The 24,907-nt window shown below is 46.4% G+C and carries 18 protein-coding genes; 7 read left to right on the forward strand and 11 right to left on the reverse strand.

Annotation, left to right across the window (positions count from 1 at the left end; genetic code table 11):
* Window positions 1–110: 110 nt before the first annotated feature.
* The 6 genes from ONB37_14215 to ONB37_14240 all read right to left on the reverse strand — a co-directional run bounded on the left by ONB37_14215 (window position 111) and on the right by ONB37_14240 (window position 6,549).
* Window positions 111–1,418 carry a V-type ATP synthase subunit B gene (locus tag ONB37_14215; protein MDZ7401313.1) on the reverse strand — a complete coding sequence of 436 codons (1,308 nt, stop codon included), beginning with the start codon at window positions 1,416–1,418 and terminating at the stop codon, window positions 111–113.
* Window positions 1,402–3,144 carry a V-type ATP synthase subunit A gene (locus tag ONB37_14220; GenBank protein MDZ7401314.1) on the reverse strand — a complete coding sequence of 581 codons (1,743 nt, stop codon included), beginning with the start codon at window positions 3,142–3,144 and terminating at the stop codon, window positions 1,402–1,404. The genes ONB37_14215 and ONB37_14220 overlap by 17 nt, the downstream gene beginning before the upstream one ends.
* On the reverse strand, window positions 3,141–3,638 hold the full coding sequence (locus ONB37_14225) for a DUF2764 domain-containing protein (protein ID MDZ7401315.1): 498 nt from the start codon (window positions 3,636–3,638) through the stop codon (window positions 3,141–3,143). The genes ONB37_14220 and ONB37_14225 overlap by 4 nt, the downstream gene beginning before the upstream one ends.
* A 1-nt stretch (window position 3,639) precedes the next feature.
* Window positions 3,640–4,233 (reverse strand): DivIVA domain-containing protein, encoded by a 594-nt coding sequence (locus ONB37_14230; GenBank protein MDZ7401316.1) that lies wholly within the window; start codon window positions 4,231–4,233, stop codon window positions 3,640–3,642.
* A gap of 576 nt (window positions 4,234–4,809) precedes the next feature.
* Window positions 4,810–5,862 carry a class I fructose-bisphosphate aldolase gene (locus ONB37_14235; GenBank protein MDZ7401317.1) on the reverse strand — a complete coding sequence of 351 codons (1,053 nt, stop codon included), beginning with the start codon at window positions 5,860–5,862 and terminating at the stop codon, window positions 4,810–4,812.
* Window positions 5,863–6,018: 156 nt separating this feature from the next.
* Window positions 6,019–6,549, reverse strand: a complete 531-nt coding sequence (locus ONB37_14240) for a hypothetical protein (GenBank protein MDZ7401318.1) — start codon at window positions 6,547–6,549, stop codon at window positions 6,019–6,021.
* 78 nt (window positions 6,550–6,627) lie between these two features.
* On the opposite strand from ONB37_14240, the gene ONB37_14245 reads away from it, so the two are divergent.
* A complete protein-coding gene (locus ONB37_14245) occupies window positions 6,628–7,002 on the forward strand; it encodes a hypothetical protein (protein MDZ7401319.1) in 375 nt (124 codons plus the stop codon).
* Window positions 7,003–7,045: 43 nt separating this feature from the next.
* Here the strand turns inward: ONB37_14245 and ONB37_14250 are convergent, their stop codons facing one another.
* Complete coding sequence (locus ONB37_14250; GenBank protein MDZ7401320.1) at window positions 7,046–7,648, reverse strand: HAD family phosphatase; 603 nt, start codon at window positions 7,646–7,648, stop codon at window positions 7,046–7,048.
* A gap of 424 nt (window positions 7,649–8,072) precedes the next feature.
* On the opposite strand from ONB37_14250, the gene ONB37_14255 reads away from it, so the two are divergent.
* The 6 genes from ONB37_14255 to htpG all read left to right on the forward strand — a co-directional run bounded on the left by ONB37_14255 (window position 8,073) and on the right by htpG (window position 17,048).
* Entirely contained in the window at window positions 8,073–9,395 is a 1,323-nt protein-coding gene (locus ONB37_14255; protein MDZ7401321.1) for a ChaN family lipoprotein, read from the forward strand.
* 107 nt (window positions 9,396–9,502) lie between these two features.
* Window positions 9,503–10,492: a hypothetical protein gene (locus tag ONB37_14260; GenBank protein ID MDZ7401322.1), complete on the forward strand. Its 990-nt coding sequence runs from the start codon at window positions 9,503–9,505 to the stop codon at window positions 10,490–10,492.
* 249 nt (window positions 10,493–10,741) lie between these two features.
* Window positions 10,742–11,623, forward strand: a complete 882-nt coding sequence (locus ONB37_14265) for a transglycosylase domain-containing protein (GenBank protein ID MDZ7401323.1) — start codon at window positions 10,742–10,744, stop codon at window positions 11,621–11,623.
* Window positions 11,620–13,785: a GWxTD domain-containing protein gene (locus ONB37_14270; GenBank protein ID MDZ7401324.1), complete on the forward strand. Its 2,166-nt coding sequence runs from the start codon at window positions 11,620–11,622 to the stop codon at window positions 13,783–13,785. The genes ONB37_14265 and ONB37_14270 overlap by 4 nt, the downstream gene beginning before the upstream one ends.
* Window positions 13,786–13,851: 66 nt before the next feature.
* Window positions 13,852–14,286, forward strand: a complete 435-nt coding sequence (locus ONB37_14275) for a hypothetical protein (protein ID MDZ7401325.1) — start codon at window positions 13,852–13,854, stop codon at window positions 14,284–14,286.
* A gap of 827 nt (window positions 14,287–15,113) precedes the next feature.
* On the forward strand, window positions 15,114–17,048 hold the full coding sequence (htpG, locus tag ONB37_14280) for a molecular chaperone HtpG (GenBank protein ID MDZ7401326.1): 1,935 nt from the start codon (window positions 15,114–15,116) through the stop codon (window positions 17,046–17,048).
* 259 nt (window positions 17,049–17,307) lie between these two features.
* On the opposite strand, the gene ONB37_14285 is transcribed toward htpG, so the two are convergent.
* The 4 genes from ONB37_14285 to ONB37_14300 all read right to left on the reverse strand — a co-directional run bounded on the left by ONB37_14285 (window position 17,308) and on the right by ONB37_14300 (window position 24,434).
* Window positions 17,308–17,676, reverse strand: coding sequence for a TraR/DksA C4-type zinc finger protein (locus ONB37_14285; protein MDZ7401327.1), 369 nt, complete (start codon window positions 17,674–17,676; stop codon window positions 17,308–17,310).
* A 355-nt stretch (window positions 17,677–18,031) separates the two neighbouring features.
* A complete protein-coding gene (locus tag ONB37_14290) occupies window positions 18,032–20,749 on the reverse strand; it encodes a T9SS type A sorting domain-containing protein (protein ID MDZ7401328.1) in 2,718 nt (905 codons plus the stop codon).
* Window positions 20,750–20,928: 179 nt separating this feature from the next.
* Window positions 20,929–21,786: a hypothetical protein gene (locus ONB37_14295; protein MDZ7401329.1), complete on the reverse strand. Its 858-nt coding sequence runs from the start codon at window positions 21,784–21,786 to the stop codon at window positions 20,929–20,931.
* A gap of 221 nt (window positions 21,787–22,007) precedes the next feature.
* Window positions 22,008–24,434, reverse strand: a complete 2,427-nt coding sequence (locus tag ONB37_14300; protein MDZ7401330.1) for a carbohydrate-binding family 9-like protein — start codon at window positions 24,432–24,434, stop codon at window positions 22,008–22,010.
* Window positions 24,435–24,907 lie beyond the last annotated feature (473 nt).

Consider the following 24,907-nt stretch of genomic DNA (forward strand, 5'->3'; position numbering starts at 1 on the left):
AATATTCAGACACCGAGCATTAAAATTGTGATTCGAGTGAATCGTACCATCCAAATGGTCTTATTTTCGGTTCGCCCAATTTTCTAAGTATCAATCAGTCCCAAGGCAATTTACTTTGCCCCATTCGGCCAAAACTCTCTGATCAATTCTGTCCGCATTCGGGTTTCTTCGGGCTTAAAACATTGGGCTAAGATCTGCCAACCGCGATCTAATGCCTCTTCGAGCGGTATATTCACAGACAGATCCATCATTTGTGAACGGAACAAGGCGCCATATTTAAGCAGCTTCTGATCCCAAGCACTCATGCGGAAACCCATGGAGCGTTTCTCTTCGGTTTCCACATATTGGGCATAAAGCTGGATCATGTTATCCATGATGGCCCGATGGTCCTTGCGGCTGTGCTTCTCGTCGTTGACATTTTGTTTCAGTCGGCTCAAGGAACCGAACGGATCGATGTAACCGTGGTGCAGGTAGAACTGACCTTCAGTGATGTAGCCGGTGTTATCGGGAATGGGATGGGTGACATCGTCGCCAGGCATCGTCGTCACGGCCAGGATCGTGATGGAACCTGCTTCCTCAAAATCCACGGCCTTCTCATATCGGGCGGCCAATTGACTGTAAAGATCCCCAGGGTAGCCACGATTAGATGGTACTTGTTCCATGGTAATAGCGATTTCTTTGAGTGCATCTGAGAAGTTGGTCATGTCGGTCAATAGCACCAGAACATCCTTGCCTTTTAGGGCGAATTTTTCAGCCACGGCTAAAGCCAGATCGGGCACCATCAGGCTTTCCACGATGGGATCGGAAGCTGTGTTGATGAAAAAGATGGAGCGCGACAACGCCCCGCCCTCTTCGAGCGTGATTTTGAATTTCATATATTCGTCGTATTTCAAACCGATGCCGCCGAGGATGATCATATCAACTTGAGCCTGAAGCGCCACTCTGGCCAGCAGTTCGTTATACGGCTCTCCAGAAATTGAGAAGATCGGCAATTTTTGAGAGACGACCAGCGAGTTGAATACATCGATCATCGGGATGTTGGTTCGGATCATGCGGTTCGGGATGATCCGTTTCGCTGGATTGACTGGTGGACCAGCCACCGGAATGAGGTTTTCGGTCAAAAGCGGACCTTTATCCCGTGGATTTCCTGCGCCATCGAAAATCCGTCCCAACATATCATCGGAAAATGTTACCATCATAGGATGGCCCAAAAAGCGCACCTCGTCATTCACTGAAATTCCCCGGCTACCAGCGAAAACCTGCAACGAAACCAAGTCCCCATCCAGCTTGATTACCTGGGCTAATGATTTTCCGCGTTGGGTGGTGATTTCCGCCAGCTCCTCATAAGCTACATCCGTCGCTCTCACTGTGATCACATTGCCGACGATATTCAGGATCTTATTATACACCTTTCTCATTTTCCGAGTACTCCTCAATTAATTTTTTGATCTCCTCTTCCTGGGTCTTGAACTCGGGGGCTTTCATATCTATATAGTTCCAGTCGATAAATAATTGACGCAATCGATAAAATAATGCTCGAGCGGTCTCCTTCGTTTCTAGCCGAAAATCGGTATCCAACACTCGTTTGACCAATTGGAAAACGTGCTTCTGACGCTCCCGGCTCGTGGCAGCATCCACTGGATCAAACGCATTTTGCTGCAAATAAACGCTATCCAAAAATTCAGACTTCAAATAGATCTCAAAATCCTCGATCGAGGTCCCTTCTTCCCCAACGACCATCATCATCTGGTTGACTTCATTGCCCTTTCTCAGAATGGCTCGAGCTTCTTCGACCATTTTTTTACTGATAAAACTTTGATATTTTGACCAGCTTTCTAATGGATGAATCGAGGGGAAACGCCGCGCGTTGGCACGATCGCGTGAGAGACCCAGAAACGCGCTGACCACTTTCAGGGTTGATTGGGTGACCGGCTCTTCGAAGTTGCCGCCTGCCGGGCTGACGGTCCCGCCGATCGTGAGGCTGCCAGTCTTGCCATTATAGAGCTGAACCAGACCAGCTCGCTCGTAGAACTCGGCGATGCGGGATTCGAGATAGGCAGGGAACGCCTCTTCACCAGGAATTTCCTCGAGCCGACCAGAAAGTTCGCGCATGGCCTGAGCCCAGCGCGAAGTGGAATCGGCCAACAGCAGAACATCCAAACCCATCTGTCGGTAATATTCAGCCAGCGTCACCGCAGTATAAACCGATGCCTCGCGCGCCGCTACCGGCATGGAACTGGTGTTGCAAATGATAATGGTCCGGTCCATCAAGGTCTTGCCAGTCCGCGGGTCTTGAAGCTTTGGAAATTCCCGCAATAGTTCGACCACTTCACCAGCACGCTCACCGCAGGCAGCCACAACGATAATATCAGCTTGGGCATGACGACTCAGGATGTGCTGTAACACTGTCTTACCTGCGCCAAACGGTCCTGGAATACAAAACGTGCCACCTTTAGCAACAGGGAAAAAGGTATCGATGATTCGCGCTTGGGTCACCAGCGGCTCGGTGGGCACCAATTTCTCTCGATAAGCCTGAATGGGAATTTTGACCGGCCAACTGAACGTCATGGTGATGTCGTGACTTCGGCCATGACTATCCTTTACGCGACAGACCGTATCTGTAATTTTGTACGGGCCTGCTGGTTTGATCTCCTCAACCAGAAACTCTCCCTGGAAATTGAAAGGAATCATGATCGCGTGCTGGAAAATCCCCTCTGGCACATGTCCCACCGCATATCCAGCGGCCACAGTATCACCAGGCTTCACCGCTGGCGTAAAGTCCCACAATTTTTCCTCATCCAGCGGCTTCAATTCCACACCCCGAGGGAGAAAAAATCCATACTGTTTGGCAATATCGGGTAGTGGATTCTGTAAACCATCGTAAATTTGCGTCAGCAATCCCGGCCCCAACTGCACAGAGAGCAGTTTGCCACTGAATTCCACGGTGTCGCCAATCAATAGCCCTTTGGTGCTCTCGAACACCTGCAAATAAGCTACACCATCGCCGATCCGGACGATCTCGCTTTTCAGCCGCTCTTTACCTTTGATGATATAAGCTACCTCGTTCTGCATGATGTTGCCAGTCACCGCCACTTTGACCATATTACCGCTGACGCCAATAATTTTACCTGTCGTTAAGCTCATATATTAACCTCGCACAGCTTCTGAAATTTTTCCAAGCCTCGTTCTTTATTAAAAGTGAAATAACGCCGCAAAATCTGCAGCTTCAAATAGTATATAATTAGAAAGCCGAGATCGAAGTGATGCTCTCGCTCTATTTCGTCGATAAATCGCCATCGCAGTTCCAGCAAGCGGATCTCTACTTCCAATGGGTTGCCTTCTTTGATCAACGCCACAGGAAAGCTAACTGGTTTATACTCCTGATCCCGTTTCTGCGCTTCGCGCCACAACGCAATATCGCTGCGCAACTTCTGTTCATACTGTCGGAACATGTCATATACTGGATTGAGCGGCTGGCTGGTATCCCAATCGTTTAAAGCTACACGAAGCAGCACTTGATAATCCCGCCGGTCCATCCAGTTCTCAGCTTCTTCCAGAAACTTTTCGATCGATATCCCGGGCTCCCTGCCAAAAAACAACGTTGGCAATTCGGCGACCAAAAAATAATACTTATCCATGCTATTGTTCCAGAATTGCTTTCAATTTGGGATTGATTAGTGATTTCAAAACCTCTGCGATGGATTCATCGGAAAAATCGTAATAGACCTGGTTATCCTTCAGTCCAATTCTGAAGCCATTGGACACATCGCTACTCACCCGGAGATAGATGGATTGTTTCAGTTCATCTTTGATCCCATCAAATAGCACTGCCTCGAGCTGAGATTTATCTTGTTCGCTGACCGCCACCTCGACTGTCCCATTTTTCGCCCAAGCTTCAATAAGTTTTAGGATCATGTCCCTCATGAAATGAGGCGTCAGTGCAGCGGCTACCTGTCGTTTGAACACCCGATCGAACAGCGCGTTGATCTTTTCTTTCAATAATAATTCAAAATTTCGCGCCGATTGTTTCAGATCGATCTCCGCTGTCTCTCGATACTGTTCCACTTGTTTTTTGCCGTCAGCCACAATTTTTTCAGCTTCCTTTTTTGCCTGTTCCACAATGGCCGCGGCCTTTTGCTTGGCTTCCTTGATGATCTCATCCGCTTGCTGCTGCGCTTGCTCGATCCCCTCTTTTCGGATTTTCTCGATGAGGCTGTCTAATTTGACATCCATCTATTTTCCTCCTCATTAATCTGTTGCAAAAGTCAAACTTATAAACATTGTCATCGCTGCGCAGGCAGGAATCTCCGCATTAGCCAAAATGCGGGTCGATTCAAATGGGAGAAGCTTGCTTACGAAGGGATGACATTTGAATTTGCTTTCACAATTTTGCACAATCAACTCATTAGCAATTTGATTGCTTTTATCCTTATCGTTTTCTGGTCGCGATGACCGGGCATTGGTGTGCTGGGGCATATCTACAAAACGCTCAACATCGCATGTTTGTTCACTATGGCATCATTCAAAAGATGAAATGATGCTGGCTTTAATCCCATCGCTTCGATTCAATCAAAAACATCCCGGATATGTCTGGCGGATCTATCGGAATTGAAGTCATTAATATACAAAATTGTTTCAAGAATTTCAATGGTTTTATCAGGCAGGTAGAGATAATGATTCAATGAAAGCGCCAGCGAAACCAATGAGATGAGAGAAACACGGATGGTCCATCGACCATCCGTGTTCTTCGAGCCAGATGATTTCCGAATTAGATGTTCAGGATTCAGGTTCATTGGAGGTTTTGCAGGCTCAAGCAATGGTGATCTCTTTATCAAGATAAACATCCTGGATGACGTTCAGCAGTTTGATCCCTTCGCTCATGGGCCGTTGGAACGCCTTGCGGCCAGAGATCAGTCCCATACCCCCAGCGCGCTTATTGATAACAGCGGTTCTCGCCGCTTCGGCGAAATCGTTTTTGCCAGAAGGCCCGCCCGAGTTGATCAAACCAACTCGTCCCATGTAGCAATTGGCCACCTGATAACGGGTGAGATCAATGGGATGATCAGAGGTAAGTTGCTCGTACACCAATTTGTGGGTCTTGCCGAAATTGAGAGCCGTGTAGCCACCATTGGTCTCGGGAAGTTTTTGTTTCACAATATCCGCTTCAATGGTGACACCAAGATGATTGGCTTGACCAGTAAGGTCTGCTGCCACATGATAATCTTTTTCTTTCGTCTTGAAAGCCGAGTTCCGAAGATAGCACCACAGCACCGTGACCATTCCTAACTCATGGGCATATTGGAACGCCTCGCTGATCTCCTGAATTTGACGCTTCGATTCTTCAGAACCAAAATAGATAGTTGCCCCGATCGCCACTGCACCCAAGTCGAACGCTTGTTTCACGTCCGCGAACAGAATCTGGTCGTAGCTATTGGGATAACTAATGAATTCATTATGATTGATTTTGACAATAAAAGGAATCTTATGGGCGTATTTTCTTGCTACGGCGCCCAAAACGCCCAATGTCGATGCCACAGCATTGCAGCCACCTTCTATCGCTAATTTGACGATATTTTCCGGATCAAAGTAAATTGGGTTCGGCGCAAATGAGGCCCCCGCTGAATGTTCAATCCCCTGGTCTACTGGCAGGATAGACAAATATCCAGTTTTTGCCAGACGACCCGTGTTGAAAATCAATTGCAAGTTCCTCAGCACCGCCACCGGTCGATCGCTCTCAATAAAAACTCGGTCTACAAAATCAGGGCCTGGCAAATGCAATGATTCTTTCTTAATCCCTTTGCACTCGTAATCCAATAAATAGCTTGCTTCTGCTCCCAAATACTCCTGAATCTTACTTCCCATGTTTCATTACTCCTACATTTAACCATTCATAGAGAAAAAACGTGAATTGCAATAAATATTTGTCAGAGATATTACCGCTTCGCTAGTGCGAAACTAAAACCTTCGAATATACAAAAAAGAATATTCAATTGCCAGAAAAAAATTTTGAACTGACCATCAAAATTGAGCTGGATGCGCTTCTTTTGCTGTGACTACAAACGATTCGTACAAGAACACTGGGATAGCGATGATGTAGAGCATCCAAAAAATATAAACGATGAAGCCAGCGAGACCATAAGCATAGCTTTCGGGCATGATATAGCTAAAACCAAGCCCCAAATATTTATGCACCAAGATGGGGATTGGTCGTGCAAAGATTGAAATAATCAATGCTGGCAGAATCGAATTGCGAATCTCTCTTTTGTTGATCCTTGCACCAGCTCCCATCCCGATGAAATAGCTAACAAAGCCGAGAATAAAGGCCAACAAGACGATAATGATAGAAACCGTTTTCAATGCGGTAATACTAAACCAATACTCGGGAGGAACTTCTTGTAACCAGGATCCGCTGCTAATCGATGAACCCTCATCTGGTTTTCTGGGTACTGGTTGGGTTTCAGGCTCAAACTGGGAAAATGAAAGCGATGAGGACAAAACGATCAAGAGCAAGGAAATTAGCCCTGCCCATTTAACCACTTTTTTTGGCATGATCAGTTCTCCAGAAAATAAATCTTGACTCTTTAGTCAGTAATTTGTAAATTATCAAAAAATCGGAGAAACAATAAAATGACTCAAAAAGCTCACGAGACAATTTCTAAGACCGATGTCGTTTTAGTTTATATTGAAAACAATCCAACATTCTTTGCCCGCATCGAAGATATTAGCCCTGATATCAAGAAGGGCTGGTGGCGCGTTCGGCTGCTGATCCTCCAGATTCCCTTAATGGTCACTACCTGGATATTAGACGATGACCAGATCCGCGGCGCTGACTTTACGATGGGAGGGACTCCTATCAGAATCGAGAAGGTTGTCGCTCCCCGAGTTGCTTTGCCAAACGAACCAGAGACGGTAGAGCCGAAACCGCAAGAACCTAATATCACCCCAAAAAAGCAAGCACGAATCGTCTCCCTGCGACCCACAGGAAGTAATAGCCGCTCTTGAGCTGATTATTATTTGTTCACTCTTTTTCCGGCGAATCGAACTATCATATTAGGCGCAATTGCTGCAACCCTTGTTTCAGCGTCTCAGCATCTTGAAACTGAATTGTTTGAAATCCCAATCGCTGTGCCGCTTCAATATTATCCTTCAGATCATCGATAAATAAGCATTGTCGAGGTTCTGCATTTAATTGTTCCGCTACAGCCAAAAATATTTCAGCATCGGGTTTTTTCATGTGCATTTCATAAGACAAAAATATCCGATCGAACCTCTTTAGTGCTGGAACTTTTTGCTGGCAATATTCGAAATGCCATTGATCAGTATTGGACAACAAGGATAAAATCAATCCCCGATTGCCTAGTTGATCGACCAATTCCGAAGTGCCGGCCACTGGGCCACCCAACATGCTCACCCAGATCTCTTTGAAGCGCGGTAATGGCACAAATCGGCCATAATGTGAGCAGGTCAAATGATGAAAGTCCTCCCCAGTGATTTTTCCCAATTGAAATTCAAGATAAGCGCCATTGCCTCGATCTTCGCTCAAGGCTGCTGGATCAATGTGGAATTCGCGGCAGAATTCAGCGGAAAATGGTTTCAGATCAACTTCAACTAATACCCGCCCCAGATCAAAAATAACATGCTGAATCATTGCTACTCCAAATTTATCTTCGCCAACCAAATCTTAGAACAAAATTGGCTTCAATTGAACAGAAAAGATCTTTCCGATCAAATTATCGGTTCAATGAAAAATGCATTCAAAATTGCAGTTATTTTACCGAAAATTTCGGTAAAAATCAAGGAAATTATCGGTTCAAATCGTGAGATCATCTAAAAACTTCATTAGACAGAGGTTTTAAAGAATCCAAATCCAGCTAACGATGTATGATTGCCAATAAGTTTTTAAAATATGAAATCAGCGGCGAAAAGGTTTTAAATAACTCATTCGGTCATGATGAAATTAAATCAAAGTTTAGCCAAACAAACAAGTCTCACAACTGAGATAAACAGCTTGCATTTTATATTTTCATTTTGTATGTTTACACTAAAAATTTTTCCAAAAGATGGAGACAAATATGCTGAAACCATTATTGTTCTCTCTAGTGCTCATGCTGAGCACTGCCTTAGCGATGGGGCAAAACGATGATTTCAATACTGAACGACTTCCGATTGGCAATTCTCGCACCAAGTATGATTTTTGTGCGGTCAAGCTTAACTCCGTATTCGATAGCGAAGCGGGGCAGTCAATTTCGGTAGCGGAACTCATTCAGAAATTGCAAACTTACCGGATCGTCATGTTGGGTGAGACGCATACGAATGAGCAACATCATGGGATGCAACTTAAGGTGATTCGCGGCCTGGTGGAAGCTGGCGTATCAGTGCGGCTGGCGCTGGAGATGTTCACTCCAGCCCAAAATGCCGCATTGGAGCGTTACCGCCTGGGACAAATTTCTGAGCAAGAGTTTCTGGAGCAATCGGATTATTTTAATACCTGGGGGCATAATTATCGCTATTATAAACCGATTTTTGATTATGCCAGGGAAAAGCAAATTCCCATGTACGGTGTTAATATTGAACAAAGCTTAGTGTCCAAGATCGGCCGATCGGGCATCGAATCCCTTGCTCCAGCGGAGCGAGGCCGGGTGCCAGAGATCGATACTACCGATGTGGAGCATCAGTTTTATTTCAAAGTTGCCATGGAAGGAATGGATGCTTTTGCGCCATCTCAATTCCGAAAGCTTTATATCTCCCAATGCCTCTGGGATGCAGCTATGGGGACTGGGGCGATAGAAATCGCCCAACAACATCCTGAATCCATTGTGTTGATTTTAGTGGGCAGTGGGCATGTGGCCTATAATCTCGGTATCGGAAAAATCATTCAGAAGCGGAGTGAGCTACCATTTTGTTCGGTTATCGGTGTCGATGTTCCAGATACGGTAAAGCAATCGGTCATGATGCAGGTGAAGAAGAGCATCAAACTCAATGAAAAAACTGTGCAGCGGGATACAGCCAAGACCAAAACTCCAACGATAACTGCCATGGCGATGATGCACGGCGTTTCGGCGGATGAGACGCCATATAGAATCGTGATCCGCAGCCTGGCTGATTTTCTTTGGGGGCTGCCACAGGAGAAGCAAGAGAAATACCCGTATTTCGGATTCAGTGTGGACGAAAAGGCGAATGGTGGCTTCCGGGTTAGGCGCGTGTTGCCAGAGACACTCGCTCAGCGACATGGCTTTCAAATCGGCGACATGATTCTCGGCATTGACGGCCAATCGTTTGAAAATATGGCCCAAATGAAACAATATTTGAGTTTCAAAAATTGGGGAGATAAAGTTGCTTTCAAAATCATGCGTGAGGGCAAGCTCCATTCTATCAAATTCAAAATTCGGCCATAGCTGAGCCAAGAATGAATAAATGCGCAGAATTGCAAAGCTGGTTAGAGCCGAACCCAACTTCAGGCTACTAACTTTCTTGCTTTTCATCAGTCTCAAGTGTTGTCGTCATGAATCTGAAAGATCTAAAAACCAGTGGGAATAATCACGAATTGATCAGTAGAGCGATTGATCGAGCTATCGACCAGTATATCCAATCGCGTCGCGAAAAGGTCCCTAAATTCGTTAATAAGCATTTTTCGTTGCGCGGGGCGCTGAGGCTCCATAAGAAAGTTATTGGAAGCGATTTGTACAAGGGACCACTGAATATCTCCTGGTCCGTGCCATACTCAATTTTGCGAGCTGGCGCAACCATAATGAACAAGGCTGGGAAAAATAGACTGCAGCGGTGGATCGAGCAATTGCCACCAGGATTTGAGACCAATGTGCAAAAGGAAGTGAAATGGCTGATTTACACTGAACTGCTTGAGCTGCCATATCAGCAAGGTGAGCGAAGGTCAACCAAGGATGCGCTTCTTGAGGCGATCCTCCAGCAACCTGAATCGGCACAATTGATGGCCGAGTATCTGGTTGCAATCGCTGAGAGGGCGCAGCATGCTGGTTTTCGTCAACGGCTGGAACAAAATCTGATGGAATACGCGACCAGCCGAACCGCCGCAGCAGATTTGGCGGGGACAATCATCACGCTTTCGATCGGGGCGGCGATGTTTAAACAGATGACCCCGGGCGCCATGGCGACGGGCAGCGCTCTCGCCACTGCAATCGCCCATCATATCGCGGTTTCTAATTTTATTTTGGGTCCTACGCTCGGATCGCTTTGGTATAGCCTGTTTCCTGTGTCTGCCTCATTTGGATTAGTGGCAGCGACCACCGGGGCCATCATGGCCGCTATGTCCTTAGTGACCTCTTTTGCTGGCATTGTCACTGACCCAATTCAAGCCAAACTTGGTATCCACCAACGCAGGCTATATAAATTCCTCGAATGTCTTGAAAAGGAGCTGAAAGGGGAGGGGAATTCTAAATTAGAGCTGAAAGCCGTATATGTCGCTCGAATATTCGACATCATAGACATTTTGAAAACTGCTGCCACCACCAAATAAATGAATGGTCTTCCAACTTTATGGTCCAACATAGGAAAATTTTTGGCTTGAAATTTTATCGGCAAATATGTATATTGCTTATGGATTTCAATCGTGTCAAAATCGAAATAGTCCAATCCTGAAATTCAGCGCCTATTTCAAAAATGATCCGCAGCACCAGCAGATGTATTTTAAGGTCTCTGGATGGCTAATGATTCAGATTTTGAGATGGGCTTCATTTTTTAGTTCTTGATTTTCTGACCTATCATCATGGCTACTCGGAAACACAATATCATTAAATGGATGGGGCTGGCTCTGCTGGTGATGTTTATGGGAATTGGATGGCTAATCGAGAGTTTGCCCAGCAGATCCGAGATCGAAAACTTTAGACCGGAGTCAACGGTCTCTCGTCTCAGCCAATTCGATTGGAGCAAACGGGCTTTTGCCCCAGTAAGAAAGTATGTTCCGCTGCGGCAGATTTCCACTGAACTGAGGACCGCTGTGCTCATCAGTGAGGATGATACATTTTTTGAGCATTCGGGGATCAATTTGACGGAGCTCAAGAAAGCGTTTCAGGAGAATTTGAAGAAGAAACGGTATGCTCGCGGTGCCAGTACCATCACGATGCAGGTGGCGCGAAATGCGTTTTTAACCAAGAAGAAGACCTTGATTCGGAAGTTGAAAGAGATTATCTTGGCGAAACGGATCGAAAGGATCTGGACCAAGCAGAAGATCTTCGAGTATTATCTGAACATCGTTGAATGGGGAGATAATATTTATGGGGCGGAAGCGGCTTCCTATTTTTATTTCGATAAACCGGCTTCGCAGATCAATATGGCGGAGGCGACTATCCTTGCTGGTATGCTTCCAAATCCGATTGTCCTCAACCCATTCAAAAATTGGCCAGCGGTAAAAAGACGGCAACTGCGGGTCCTGAAACTCATGCGCAATGCTAAGCTGTTGACCGATGAGGAATATGACAACTTAATAGATACGCCCGTCTACTTGAGAGGTTCTCAGCCGCCGATCCCAGAACCAATAATGCCAGATAGTTCTTTATTCGATCAAGCTTTGCAAGATCCACGGATCCCACAAGAATTGAAGCAGCAAGCCGACACGACCGGGATCATTTTTATTCCCGAGGAACAATGAGGTTTCGAATTTTGACATGCATGGGGTTGATGGGTTTGCTGTGGTGGACGAATTCGGCCGGGCAGGTCGTTATTGACGTTCGGTCCGATACATCAATTGCAATGCCAGGCGATTCGGTGCTGATTTTGAAACGATTGCTGAAGCAGGAGGAGACCAATCTGGCCTGGCAGTTACGATTGGGCGAGTTGCTGCTTGAGCGCGAGCAATTGGATGATGCTGAGCAAGCATTCCAGCGGGCGCTACAATTAGATTCGATGTCTGTAGCTGCACTCACTGGGTTAGGGCGCGTGCATTTACAACGCGAGCCGAGTAAAATCATTCCGTTTGAAAAACTCAAAGAGCTGATCAAACAGGATCATAAATCGCGTGCGATCAAATTCTTCAAGCAAGCATTGGCGATCGATCCAGCTTATCACCCTGCTCAATATTTTCTGGGAAGGATCTATCTGGCTCGAGGTGATCCGAACAGCTTGCAGGAGGCGGAACAGATTTTTGCGAGATTAGCTTCCCAGCCGCCCTTTTTTCGGGACGTGATTTTTCAATTGGGATATTGCTATCAGAAGATGGGCAAATTGTCTCTGGCACGTCAGACTTATCATCGAATTAAGCCCAACTCGGTCGATTACGGTCGCGCACAAATTCGGCTTGCCGAGGTGTTTTATGGGTTGGGCGAGTACCGTTCAGCAACTGAGAGCTTTTTTCAAGGGCTCGATCAGCTCGAAGATGCTGTGCTGCTCGATGAATTATTTGATGAACTAAAAGTCATCTTATCGCCATTTGAGCTGAATCAATTCGAAGCGGCCAATTCCGCTCAGAAAAAAGTACTGATGAAAAAATTCTGGAAGCAGCATGATCCAGATCCGAGTACACCGGAGAACGAGCGGTTGATGGAGCATTTTCGCCGGGTGATGTTCGCTCGGGACAATTTCCATTTTACTGCCCCTCCATATTATGATGATCGAGGCAAGATTTATATCAAATATGGTCCGCCCGATGATCGCTACAATTCCCAAGTCGGTTCCCTGCCAGCAAAAGACAATGAATCATGGAGCTACGAAAGCATTGAGAAGGGGCTGGTGTTCGATTTCGTCTCCGAGTCTGGCTATTACCGTTTGGTGGACGATCTTTCAGAGGCAGCTTTGCCTGGCTATGATTTCAACAGTCGGCTGGCCGTTGCTTCCCAGCTTTATCAGCAACGCAGCCATATGAGTGCAGCCTATAGTGAGCTCACTGTGGGGTTTTCCTGGGATCGGCTGAATCAGCTTCGCAATAATCGAGCTGCTGCCGTGAAAAAACACCCAGGCGAAGTATACATCCACGATTTTCATGCAGATCATTTCCCGTTTGTCACCCGATGGGCGCAGTTCCGCGGCGATAGCGCCAAGACCCGGATCGAGTTGTATACCGGATTTCCGATGCAAGGGCTGAAATACAACCAATCGGATTCAGGATACTCGTACTATATCGACTTTTTTATCGAGGTGCTCGATACCAATTTCAATTCAGCGCACCGAATCTCCGAGCGTTATTCAATGACCGTAAAGGACTTGAATAGCTTGGCCGCGCGACACTTTTTGCTCCAAAACAACGTTCAATTGCAGCCTGGCCCTTATCATCTTGCCGCAGTCATCAGCACCAGTGATCATTCGGCGAAAGGCGTGCAAAAGAGCAGCCTTTATGTGAAAAGTTTCACCGGTAACAAACTGATGATCAGCGATATTCAGCTCTCTCTGAATATTGTCGAATCGACCCATCGTGCCAATCGGTCGATTGTCAAAAACAATCTATCGATTTTGCCCTATCCATTTACACGGGTAATGAGATCTCGACCGATCCATTTGTATTTCGAAATCTACAACCTTTCCCTGGATGAGCGCCATCGGAGCGATTATGAAGTAAGTTATACGTTGACCACCATCCAGCCAGAACGGAGCTTCTGGGATCGGACCTTCGGTGGGATCGCTCGGATGTTATATAGCCGACCAGGCAATCAGATTTCTACCCAGGTGCGCCGCGAGGGGGAGAGCGACAGCGCTTTTGAGTATCTTTCGTTCGATCTCAGCAATCTATCTCGCGGAGTGGTCGAGTTGAAAATTCGAGTTAATGATCTGCATAACCAGCAGTTCGCCGAAAGCGCCATTCAATTCACCCTTATCAAATGAATCGAGCTGATTGAAACGAATGGGAGGCGGCCATAGCTGACATGAACAACTTCTGGGAGGAAGAAAATGAAACAATTCTATTGTCCGTATTGCAACGAGAAGCTGTCCCATCTGGATGGGACGGTGGTGAAAATGAAAGGGGTACTGATTAGCGAAACATTTGAATGCTCTGCCAATTTCTACTTGCCAGGGGCTATTGGGAAATACGGTTGCATCGTTGATCCGCATGTGAGACTCAAAGAGGGAGCTAAAGTCGAATTCCGATGCCCCAATCCACGATGCGATCGCAGCTTCACCGCTCATTATGATGACGATCTGGCAGAAATCAAAATGATCGACGATGACGGCCATGAATACGTGGTGGTTTTCAATCGCATCTATGGCATTCATTCGACGTTTGTGGTCGATTATAAAAAGAAACGATTACAAAGTTCGCATGGCGAGGACAAGGATACTTATTTAAGAGATTTCGAAAAGGCAGTTAATTTTTTTGGTGAATGATGGGGTTACTAGCCAATTACTGGGTTTTCGGATGAGGTAAACAGAGCCGGTTGAACTTCGCTGCTTGCTAATTTGGACCACAGAATTGGAACAACCGCGGAAATTTCATTTTTTGCTTCTCTGGTTATCTCACTTCCGGGGTTGGATTTGCTTTTGAAAACATGACTGGTTGAACTTCGCTGGTTGCTAATTTGGACCACAGAGTTGGAACAGCCACTGAAATTTCATTCACTGCTTCTCTGGTTATCTCACTTCTGGGGTTGGATTTGCTTTTGAAAACATGACTGATTGAACTTCGCTGGTTGTTGATTTGGACCACAGAATTGGAACAGCCGCAGAAATTTGTAAGAATTTAGCTGCCTGAAGCATAACCTGCCATTCCAACCTGCCACTTGGTGGATGGATCGAAATGAAATGTTTCTTCAGTCAGCTAAATTTTACCTGCCAATGCAATAAAAGCGCAGCCCTTCTTTTTCAACTCTATTGATCCTCAAAATTGTTATGGTGCGAGCGAGAGAATAACACGATACCTGCGCCGCACCCGCGCACGTTTAAATAATTTTTCTTGATTTTTTAGCTCGAAATCATTATTGTTATGACCTTCAGATCAGCCTTTGGCTTAGCGGATTCATCAAGCTTGGCTTGGGCGAAAATGGAGGCAAAACGCCCCTTTTTATGCCTATTATTGAGCTGAAAATTGAAGTTTGCCAAACAAACTGAACGCTACAACTTTTGACTGTCATTCGCATCTAAATGAACGCAGAGTTGAGCGAGTGAACGAATGAAATCGACGCGGTTGAGTAATCGAAATTGAGGAGGTGTGAATTATGTCGGATGAACCGCAGAGTGGTGTGAGGACGTACAAATTCAAGGCCGAGATTAAACAGTTATTGGATATTCTGGCTCGATCGCTTTACACGAATCGAGAGGTATTTGTGCGCGAATTGGTCTCTAATGCGGCCGACGCATTAGATAAAGTGAGGTTCGAGAGCATTCGAGGGACTGAATTGTATCAACCAGAGCTGGAATTTGAGATTCGTATCGAGCTGGATAAAGATAAAAAGACATTTACAATCATCGACACTGGGATTGGGATGACACGGGAAGAGCTGATCAAGAATATTGGTACAATCGCTCATTCTGGATCAGCAGAATTTTTGAAGCGCGTGGCGGAAAATGAACAAGCGGGGCCAACATTGATCGGGCAATTTGGCGTCGGTTTTTATTCTGTGTACATGGTGGCCGAAAATGTAGAAATCATCACCCGATCCTATTTGAAAGACGCTGAGGCTTGTCGCTGGAGCAGCGATGGGACTGGGAGCTATACCATTGAGCCGATCGCTTCGGCGCCCCGAGGAACTCGGGTGGTGGTCCACCTCCGCGATGATGCGGTCGAGTTCGCTGACAAATATCGGATTCAAAATGTGATCAAAAAATACTCTAATTTTGTGCCGTTCCCCATTAAGTTGGATGGCGAGCAGATCAATAAAATTTCCGCCATTTGGCGCGAGCCAAAGACCGCCATCAAAGATGAGCAATATCAGGAGTTCTATAAATTTTTCGCCAACACCAATGAAGACCCATTAAGCTGGCTCCATTTTTCGGCCGATGCACCCATTCAGTTGAGTGCATTGCTATTTTTCCCCAAGACCAACTACGAGATCATGGGGTTCAGCCCCAGGGAACATGGAGTCAACCTATTCGTCAAACGGATCTTGATCCAGACCGATAATAAGGACTTGCTGCCGCAATATCTCCGTTTTGTCAAAGGGGTGGTAGATACGGAGGATTTACCGTTAAACATTTCCCGAGAGACGCTTCAGGAGAACACCACAGTCATCAAGATCCGAAATTTGCTCATCAAGCGCATCTTGGGGCATCTATCTGAAATGGCTAACAATGAAGCGGACAAATACCGCGAGTTCTGGAACGAATTCGGCAGAATCCTCAAAGAGGGGTATTTGGATTATCCCAATCGCGAGAAGATCGCTGAGCTATTTCGCTTCAATTCTTCTGTTCACTCTGATGAAAAAGAGCTCTGCTCATTAGACGATTATATCGGTCGGATGAAAGAGGGGCAGAAGGAGATCTATTATATTTCGGGTGCCAACCGGGAAACAATTGCCAGAGATCCACATTTGGAAATTTTTAGAAAGAAAAATATCGAGGTCTTGTATCTTTACGATCCGATCGATGAATTCGTTTTTTCCGGGATGGGGCAGTACAAAGAGAAACGCCTGGTATCGGCGGATCAGGCGGATTTAAAAGCGCTGGAAGAGATCAAAGCAGAAGCAGCGCCTGAAGATCAAACCAAAGAGGAACTCAAGAAAAAATCGCGACGAGATCTGGAAAAGCTCTGCACACGGATTAAGAATATCCTGGGTGATCGAATCGAGGAAGCGCGACTATCAGAACGGCTGATCGATAGTCCTGCCGTGTTGGTCTCCAAAGATACTGGTATGTCCAGCCAAATGCAGAAAATCCTTCACGTGATCCAAAAGGATACACCGCCGCTGAAAAAGATTTTGGAGATCAACGGCACGCATCCATTGATTTTGAACCTGTTGGCGATATTTAAAAAGGACCCAAAGGCAGAATATCTTACTCGCGCTGTAGAACAACTTTTTTATAGCGTGCAGTTGCAAGATGGGTTCATTACTGATCCCCACAGCGTGGTTAGCGGAATGCAATCGCTTTTAAAGGATGCCACGGAGTGGTATATGAAAGATCATCAGATCAGCTCGGATATTCAACAGGATTAAGAAGTATAAATTTTAATCCAATTGGTAAACGTAAGTAAACTGCGCTCTTTTAAATGTTGACCGCGTGAGGGATGTCTATAGAGCAATCTAATAGTGGTGGTATCAAAGGGTAAAAACCATAAATGGTTTTAATATTTGGTGCAGCCGCTAAAGCTGCGGGTGACATTGGAATATGGCGGGGAGATTTTGGTCCCCTTTGAGGGGGCCAAGATCCCCAACCTGGTTGGGTGAATGGATCATGGGAATCAATGAACAGGAATTATTCCTGCTTCTCGGCTAATTTACAGGGCACACATTTTTGTGTGTGGGGAACGGCCTCGAGTCGTTCTTTTGGGATCTCCTTTCCGCATGAGATACAAATGCCATACGTCCCATTCTCGATGCGTTGCAAAGCTTCTTCGATGTACATGAGGAACTTATTTTCTCGTGAAGCATGATAGAACCGTTTTTCCCGCTCCTGCTCATCGGTGCCATGATCGGCCATGTGGGTTGAATAGGTGGTGTCTTCGCCAAATTTCTCTTCGGAACTATTTTCTGTAACATCTTTGATATAGCCTAACTCTTCGAGAATTTCCCGCTGCTTCTCTTCGAGAAGCTGTTTAAAGTAGGCCAGATCTTCTTTTGTCATCTTCCACCCTCTCAAATAAGAATCGAGGTGCCCCGAACAGGTATCCCATTCCACTTTTGTTCCCAAAAAGCGCCCTAAATATAATACATAAAAACTCAATTGTCAAGCACTTTTTCCTCTAGGTCTCTAAATATTGAGACCTGGCAAATTGGAGACACCAAATGTTGTTAGTAGGTCTTTCATGAACTGCGCAACCACTCATGCCACTCAAGCAATATGCCCTCTAAATCAATAGCCGTCCACGGCATTCATGGTTCTGATACCAAAATAGCCCCAATCAAAACCACTTACCGAATGCTAAACCATTTCGAAATGAGTTTTGGATAAGTAGCGAAATCATGTGTTCGCAAAAATATTAGCGCTGCAAAATTGTTTTTCGGATGGCTGTCCAATTTTCAAACTTTAATTGTATAAAATATATCCCAGTGGTCGTCCTAGAGGCCGTCCAGTCCAAGCGGTGACTTCCAGCGGGGAGGGTTTTGTCCAAAAGGATCGCAACCTCCTGACCCAATAAATTTAGCACTCGCAGTCTCACCTGACCAGCGCTCGGCAGATCGAAGCGGATAGTCGTGGTCTCGTTAAATGGATTTGGACAGGTGGGATAAAGAACGAAACCTTTTGGTAGGGGACGGGACGTATCGATGCCAGAAGGTAATTCAGTCACATAAGTGCTATAAACCCCATTGCCATGGGTACCGACCACAACGTAACCGTCTGATCCTCGAACATCAATCATGTCAATGACCACATTGCCGATAGATGTAGCGCCCTCTGAAACCCAAATGGTGTTCATGCCATCCAATCGAATCGTTGAGAATAAACCGATGCTGGTTCCCGCAAAAATCACCGGTGTGTTCTTGACGTAGAGAATGCTGAGCCAGCGAACCGATGGTCCACTGCCAGTGCCATCTGGGAATTGTTCCAGATTTCCTGCTATTGGGAGCCAATGACCGCCACCGTCATCCGAAGCATAAATGCTGATGACACCGTAGTTGGGGAATGCCACTAAAAGCTTATCGGGGTTTATTGGATCGACCGCAATGCAGCTAATCAACGGGCTATAAGGATAGTAGGGGAAATTGCTCCCAGTGATTTCCACTGGATTGGGTTGGCCCATGTGGGGATCGTCCAATTTAAATAGTTTTGCCCCATTGGACCAGCCGAAAGTCGCATAGTAAAGCCGCCTCGGCAGGGCAGGGGACATACCCAAGGCTGTTATGGCATCGCCAGCGATATGTTGCAACCTTTCCCAATTGACATCTGTCGGCGTCGGCGGGAATTTGTGAGGGATCTGTGTTAAATCAGAGTTGCGCCAGAGCTGGTTTTGCCAGGGAAGATACATGATTCGGGAATCATGGGCATCGAGCAGAAAAGGCGGCAACCAAAGGGTCCCAGAGGTAAGGGCGGAAGGAGTGATATTGGTCCAACGAAGCGAGCCCGTTGCAAAATCGAACCGCCATACTGCAAAGCTGCCAGCTTGTGTGCCATACCAATAATTGCCTCCATCGCTTATCGCGGTAAAACCACCATCCATGGCGCCGCCAAAAATGAAATCCCAGGGATGTCGGGAATCAGCCGTTGTTGTGAAAAGAAAGGCATTGTCCTGAGTGCCGCCCAAGATCACTTCGCTATGGGAGGTGGTATGATCAATGGCTACGGAATAAAACTGGGTGGTGAGATATCCATTGTTGAGAGATTGCCAGGCGATGTGATGTTCCCCAGTTTTGGGATCATAACTGGGTTCGGCCAGGTTATCGTTGGTCTTGAATAAGCCGCCATCATTGCCGACAATCATCGCTTTTGGATTGGAGGGCAAAAAAACAATAGCATGCTGATCCACATGGAAATCGCCATAAGCGCCGATTACTTCAAAGGATTTCCCGCCATCGCGGCTACGATATAACCCCACGGTACCTAAGAAAAGCACATTTTCATCATCCGGCTTTACTCTAACGATCATCATATGACCGCCATAGGTCGTCAGTTCTCCGCCATAGGGTAGGTTAGATGTTAAATTCGTCCAGCCAGAGTTGTGTTCATATTTCCACAACTGGGTTCGCAAGCCTGTGACAGCACAAAAGAAGTAAGCGATGTTTTCATTTGATGGGGCAATGCCAATCGCGATCCGTCGAGTCGTATCTGGCCAGTCTGGTGGGGAAATGCGATGCCAGGTATTTCCATCTTCAGAACGATAAACGCCGTTGTCCGGGCCAATTCCTCCGATGGTGGCAAAGCAGATACCTTTTGGGGTCATGGCAATTTCGGTGCTTCGATAATTTTCGCCAAAATACAGGACCCGTTGCCAACTTTCACCCCCGTCATTGCTTTTAAATAAACCGTTGGATGTAGCTGCAAAAATACCATCGGGAGGAAAAGTTACGAGCCCAGAGATATAGTCGAACGGATCAGGGTTTTCGGGTGTATTGGAAATCGTCGATTGCAGCGGATACCAATGTTCACCGCTATCGATCGATTTGAAAATGCCATCACCGCGAAAAAAAGCATCGCTTAAATTTGGATAGGCAGCGGTCCCGCCAGTGGGATAATATTCTCCAGTGCCGAAGTACCAAATATGTTCTTTGCCAGTTGTGCAATTTTGTGCGATGCACGACACGCTATGTAATTGATCTGGTGCAGTGGTTTTCCGCCAAGTCTGACCGCCATCGGTTGACTTCCAAATCCCTCCGGATACCCCGCCTGCGATGATGACGTTTTCGTTGGTCAGATCAATAGCGAGCGCCCTTGTGCGACCGCCAATATTCCAAGGGCCTCTGGTTACCCAATTGGTCGAAATCGATGGATATCCCTGAGTCTCCTCTATAAGTTTTTTAGCAAATCTCAGTTGTTCAATACCGATGTTTCGCGGGATCTGATTGATAAGCGGATCACGTAGGCGAAGCCATTCGTGGCGTAGACGTCCCATCGCATCTTCTGCCGTCCCCTCTGCTGCTTGATTTGCCAACAATGGTCCGCTCGGCTTGAATGAGCGCGATGGAATTGATAAATGTCGGATTCTTATGTTCGCTAAAAGAAGCAAAATGATTCCTGCAAGAATGATAATTGATCGTTTCATCTTCGTACTCCCTTTCTTTTTGAAGTTGTTTGACCTTCATCAGATGAAATCGATCCAATCAGTCACCATCGCAAGTGACGGGTTGGGTCCCGGCTTCACTCTATCTCGCGTTGTCAAACATTCATGATTCGAGCCATTTTTTGATAAATCCCTGGCCAAACAATGATTGCAATGGACAATTATTGGGCAAATTCAAAGTGAATTTGTGAGATTTGACCTCGCCAATATGGTTTTGAACCCTCTGGCAAGATCCAGGCCACCTCGCCCGCGGTGGGGATGAGCATCGCGTCCCGAAATTGGTAATCGCTCCAGCGCCCCTCCCAAGGGGTTGGGATCACCTGTCCCTTCACGGCGCGGCCGCGTTCCTCGGCCCGCACCGATTCGATCAAATTTTCAGAATTAAATCGAAACAGCAGCGTGAGCGAGATTGCACCATCACGCAGCGTGGCCTTAGCAGAGCTTTCATCTACGGCTTCCCATTGAATGCCCTGGCTCGGCAATAGGGCGGTCGGATACCATGGGGTTTCGGCAAAAAATCGCATCAATTCGCCTCGAGCTATCTCTGGGGTGTTTTGCATCTTCATAACCGTGATCAAACCGAATAGCGAGGCATGAAGTACACCCTCACCAGCGACATAAGCGTCGTGCACCCGCACTGTCAATCCTGGAATCATGCGGATTCGAGCATCCCAATCGAAGCCTGGTCGGCGAGTGATGACGCGCTGGGTGGATTGGAACGGCCGCCATTGTTCCCCAGCTTCGCTCATGTTAAACATCCCTTTTTGATTTATGTCTACAGCTTCTATCATTGGTTGCCCAGGCTTTAAGACCGTCTGAAAATAGCGCTGCACCGGGTCTGGCAATCCCTCGAGCTCATGAGGATCATAATTGGATGGAGTCACAGGTATGCGAGATGCCTCTAAATGAGCGCGCAGTTCTCGCGTACCACGATCCCATCGAGAGATCCCATAGATCATAAGGCTGCCCGCTGAAACGCTAAGAACAGTTACAATAACTAAAATAATTTTCCACCACATAGTTTTCTCTCATTCAATTTAATTCGTTTCGTTAGCCGTTATCATCTCATAGCCATTGCTACAATGATTCTGATTCTGATGTGCAAGGCGCAGACGAATCCCTCAATAAGAGCAAATATGTTCGCTAAAATAAAAAGTTTTTCGCTCTCCAACTGTCAGCGGATCGCTCAGGATGACATTTCACTGTTCATCGTTATTGAGAATAGAAAATCTCGGCTTGTTCATTCAAATCTCAAATATCCAAACTTCCAGGGCAAATGAAATGCAATTCGTCCCGTGGGGCTCCAGGCATAATGCTCTGGCTTGCCCTTCTGCGGCGAATCGATACGATAGAAATTAACCCGCCAGGTGTCACCAGGTTTGGGTGGCAAGTTCGGCGCGCCAAATAGTTCGTCCAATGGGATGGCGTATTCGGCGGTCCAGCTTTTTCCTTTCCCTGGTTCATTTATCTTGCCATCGATCCAAACGGCAGTCTGCAATTTTTCCAGATTCCATTGCGGCTGCGCCACAAATTTGCCGAAGGCGTTTTCAGGGGTACGACTGTTCAGTACATTGGCGTCGTAAACCACATTATTGGGACTTAAATTGATTTCATAATATTGATGTTTCGTATCCGCGGGATTGAGAAAAACTTCAATGCACTCTTCATCATAAATCGGCCCATCGCGCTCGGTGACGGTGCCCCAGATGTAATCATCTTCACAATAAAATCCCACATAAAGAAAATTATCGCTATACAGTAGCCGAACATCTGTTTTGAATCGGCCTGGCTGACCCGTAATCGCATCGACCAATGGCACGGCAGTCGCCTGTTGCCAGAACGGATGATCAATTTTACCAGTCAGCGAGAAATCGCCATCAATTTTTTTGCAAACGTAGAGGGGGAGTATTTCACCTTTCAATTGTGTCATGTCCAAAATAATTCCTTTCTCATGATATTTGATTTCTAATTTTTTGCTGCCGACCTCGGCATTCAAAAACGGACCACGAAACAGTTTATAGTCGGCAAAATTGATTGGCTTACCATTCAACCGTCGGGCGCCTCCATATTGAAAGGTCATTACATCGCCATTCGAGGTGGTGTAGCTGACCATCAGCGTTCGATCGAAGGTGTCGTACACTAGGGTATTTTTTTTGATCTGCGCTTTGAACGCTTCAAAGGAGGGATACTCCTCTTGCTGCGCCACTTCCACGACGCAGCCATTTTTCAATTCATAACTGCGCAAGCGAAAGCAATCTTTTTCTTCGATCCATTCGTACGGTTTCAGTGGGAAATAGGCGATGAAGGTCGTGCCACCCTGGCAAAAGATCCAGCCCGAGGGATCGACCTCGCGGCGGGCCAAATCTTTGGGGAAGAAACCATTGATGTGGGCATACTTTTCACCTTCAGGAATATTGTACAAAACGATCAGCGCATTTTTATGCTGGAAGGTCTGTTCGTAAGGCGAGGTGGCTGACCACTTGTTCTCACTACTATAATACGTATGGGCACGAGACACTTCATCGAAGGAGAACTTCATCTCCTCGGGAAAAAACATGCCCAAATCGGGTGCGCCGATATAGGGATGCACCGTGAAAATGCGCATGTAGGGGCTATCCGTCACATACGTCACATCCCAGGTGTGTTGCTGAATCGGCTGCAAAATGCCGCCCATCATGGAACCGAGCGCGTAATCTTTGGTCATGTAGGTGTATTTGTAAACGGGCGGATTCCGTTGATCGCCGAGGCGAATGATGTTTCGCACCCGTTTGGTTTCTGTATGGACGTAGGGTTGGCTGCGATCGGTGGCGATCTGGTACAGGATTTCGGGGAGCTCGAAATCGCTCATGGCCGCTGTCAATTGGGTGTAATTGAATCGGGGTGCCAGCGTACCGAATAACAGCCAGGCCCAGTAGGTCATCTCCGAATCCTTGTGCCGCGGGGTGATCACCCGTTCGGGATAATCGCGGCTGTGAGCGCCGACATAAATTCCATCGAGGTGCTCGACCGCAAAATCAGCGATCAGCCAATGCAGCATGATCAGTGCATTTTGCTTCATCACGGGATCAGTAGCGAACTGGTACAGGCCGAACATGGGCGCCAGAAATACAGCCATGTAAGTTGGCGAATCGAATTCGCCCTGGCCGATGGTGGTCGTGATATTCATCCAGTAATCGAACCAGCCCTGGGCTTCTTGCAAATTTTTGGCGGCGGATTGGCCATTGTACCATTTCTCCGCGGGCAGATCGGAGAAGGTCTGTGCCGCCAGATACAAACCCGTGTAGTACATGGTGAGGTGATTCTCCGTGTCGCCGCGATAGAATTTGCCGCTGCCGATGAAATCCCGCACCTGGTTCTTGAGCGATGGGGGCATATAGTCCTTCGCCGCGAGATAGCCGATCATGAGCTGGTAAAAGGTAAACATGCCTGCGGGAACGTTCTGGCTTTTTTTCAGGGTTCGCTCGAACATCTTTAGTCCGTCGGAGCGGGTCTTTTCATTTCGGATTTTGGCGGCTGCGATGACAAAATTATCGGTCTGAACTGTGTCCGCCCAGGCCAGCACCTGCTGGACACGGCTTGAATAGCCAGTATCAATTGCGAATGAAGGAGAAATTTCCCAGATGATAAAAAGTGAGGCTAAACATAAAGCCTTAGACAATATTTTCATGATCAGTGATCCTTTATTTTTGTTATCAAGTTTGAAATTTAGTCTCCCACAGAATTGATGTTCCACAGAAATGAAGTAAGCCAGAATTCGTTTCTGTGGGATTTCATTTCTGTGGTCTCATGCATTTTTGGTCACAGAACTGAAAGGTCTCCGAACTATTTTTTCTGTGTCCTTTCGTTTCTGAGACCAATAATTTCGAATTTTCACTTCTGTGGTTGTTCCATTTCTGTGGTCTTAAATATTTTTGGTCACAGAACTGAAAGGTCTCCGAACTATTTTTTCTGTGTCCTTTCGTTTCTGAGACCAATAATTTCGAATTTTCACTTCTGTGGTTGTTCCATTTCTGTGGTCTTAAATATTTTTGGTCACAGAACTGAAAGGTCTCCGAACTATTTTTTCTGTGTCCTTTCATTTCTGAGACCAATAATTTCGAATTTTCACTTCTGTGGTTGTTCCATTTCTGTGGTCTTAAA

It is taken from the genome of candidate division KSB1 bacterium, assembly GCA_034506395.1.
GTDB lineage: Bacteria > Zhuqueibacterota > Zhuqueibacteria > Thermofontimicrobiales > Thermofontimicrobiaceae > Thermofontimicrobium.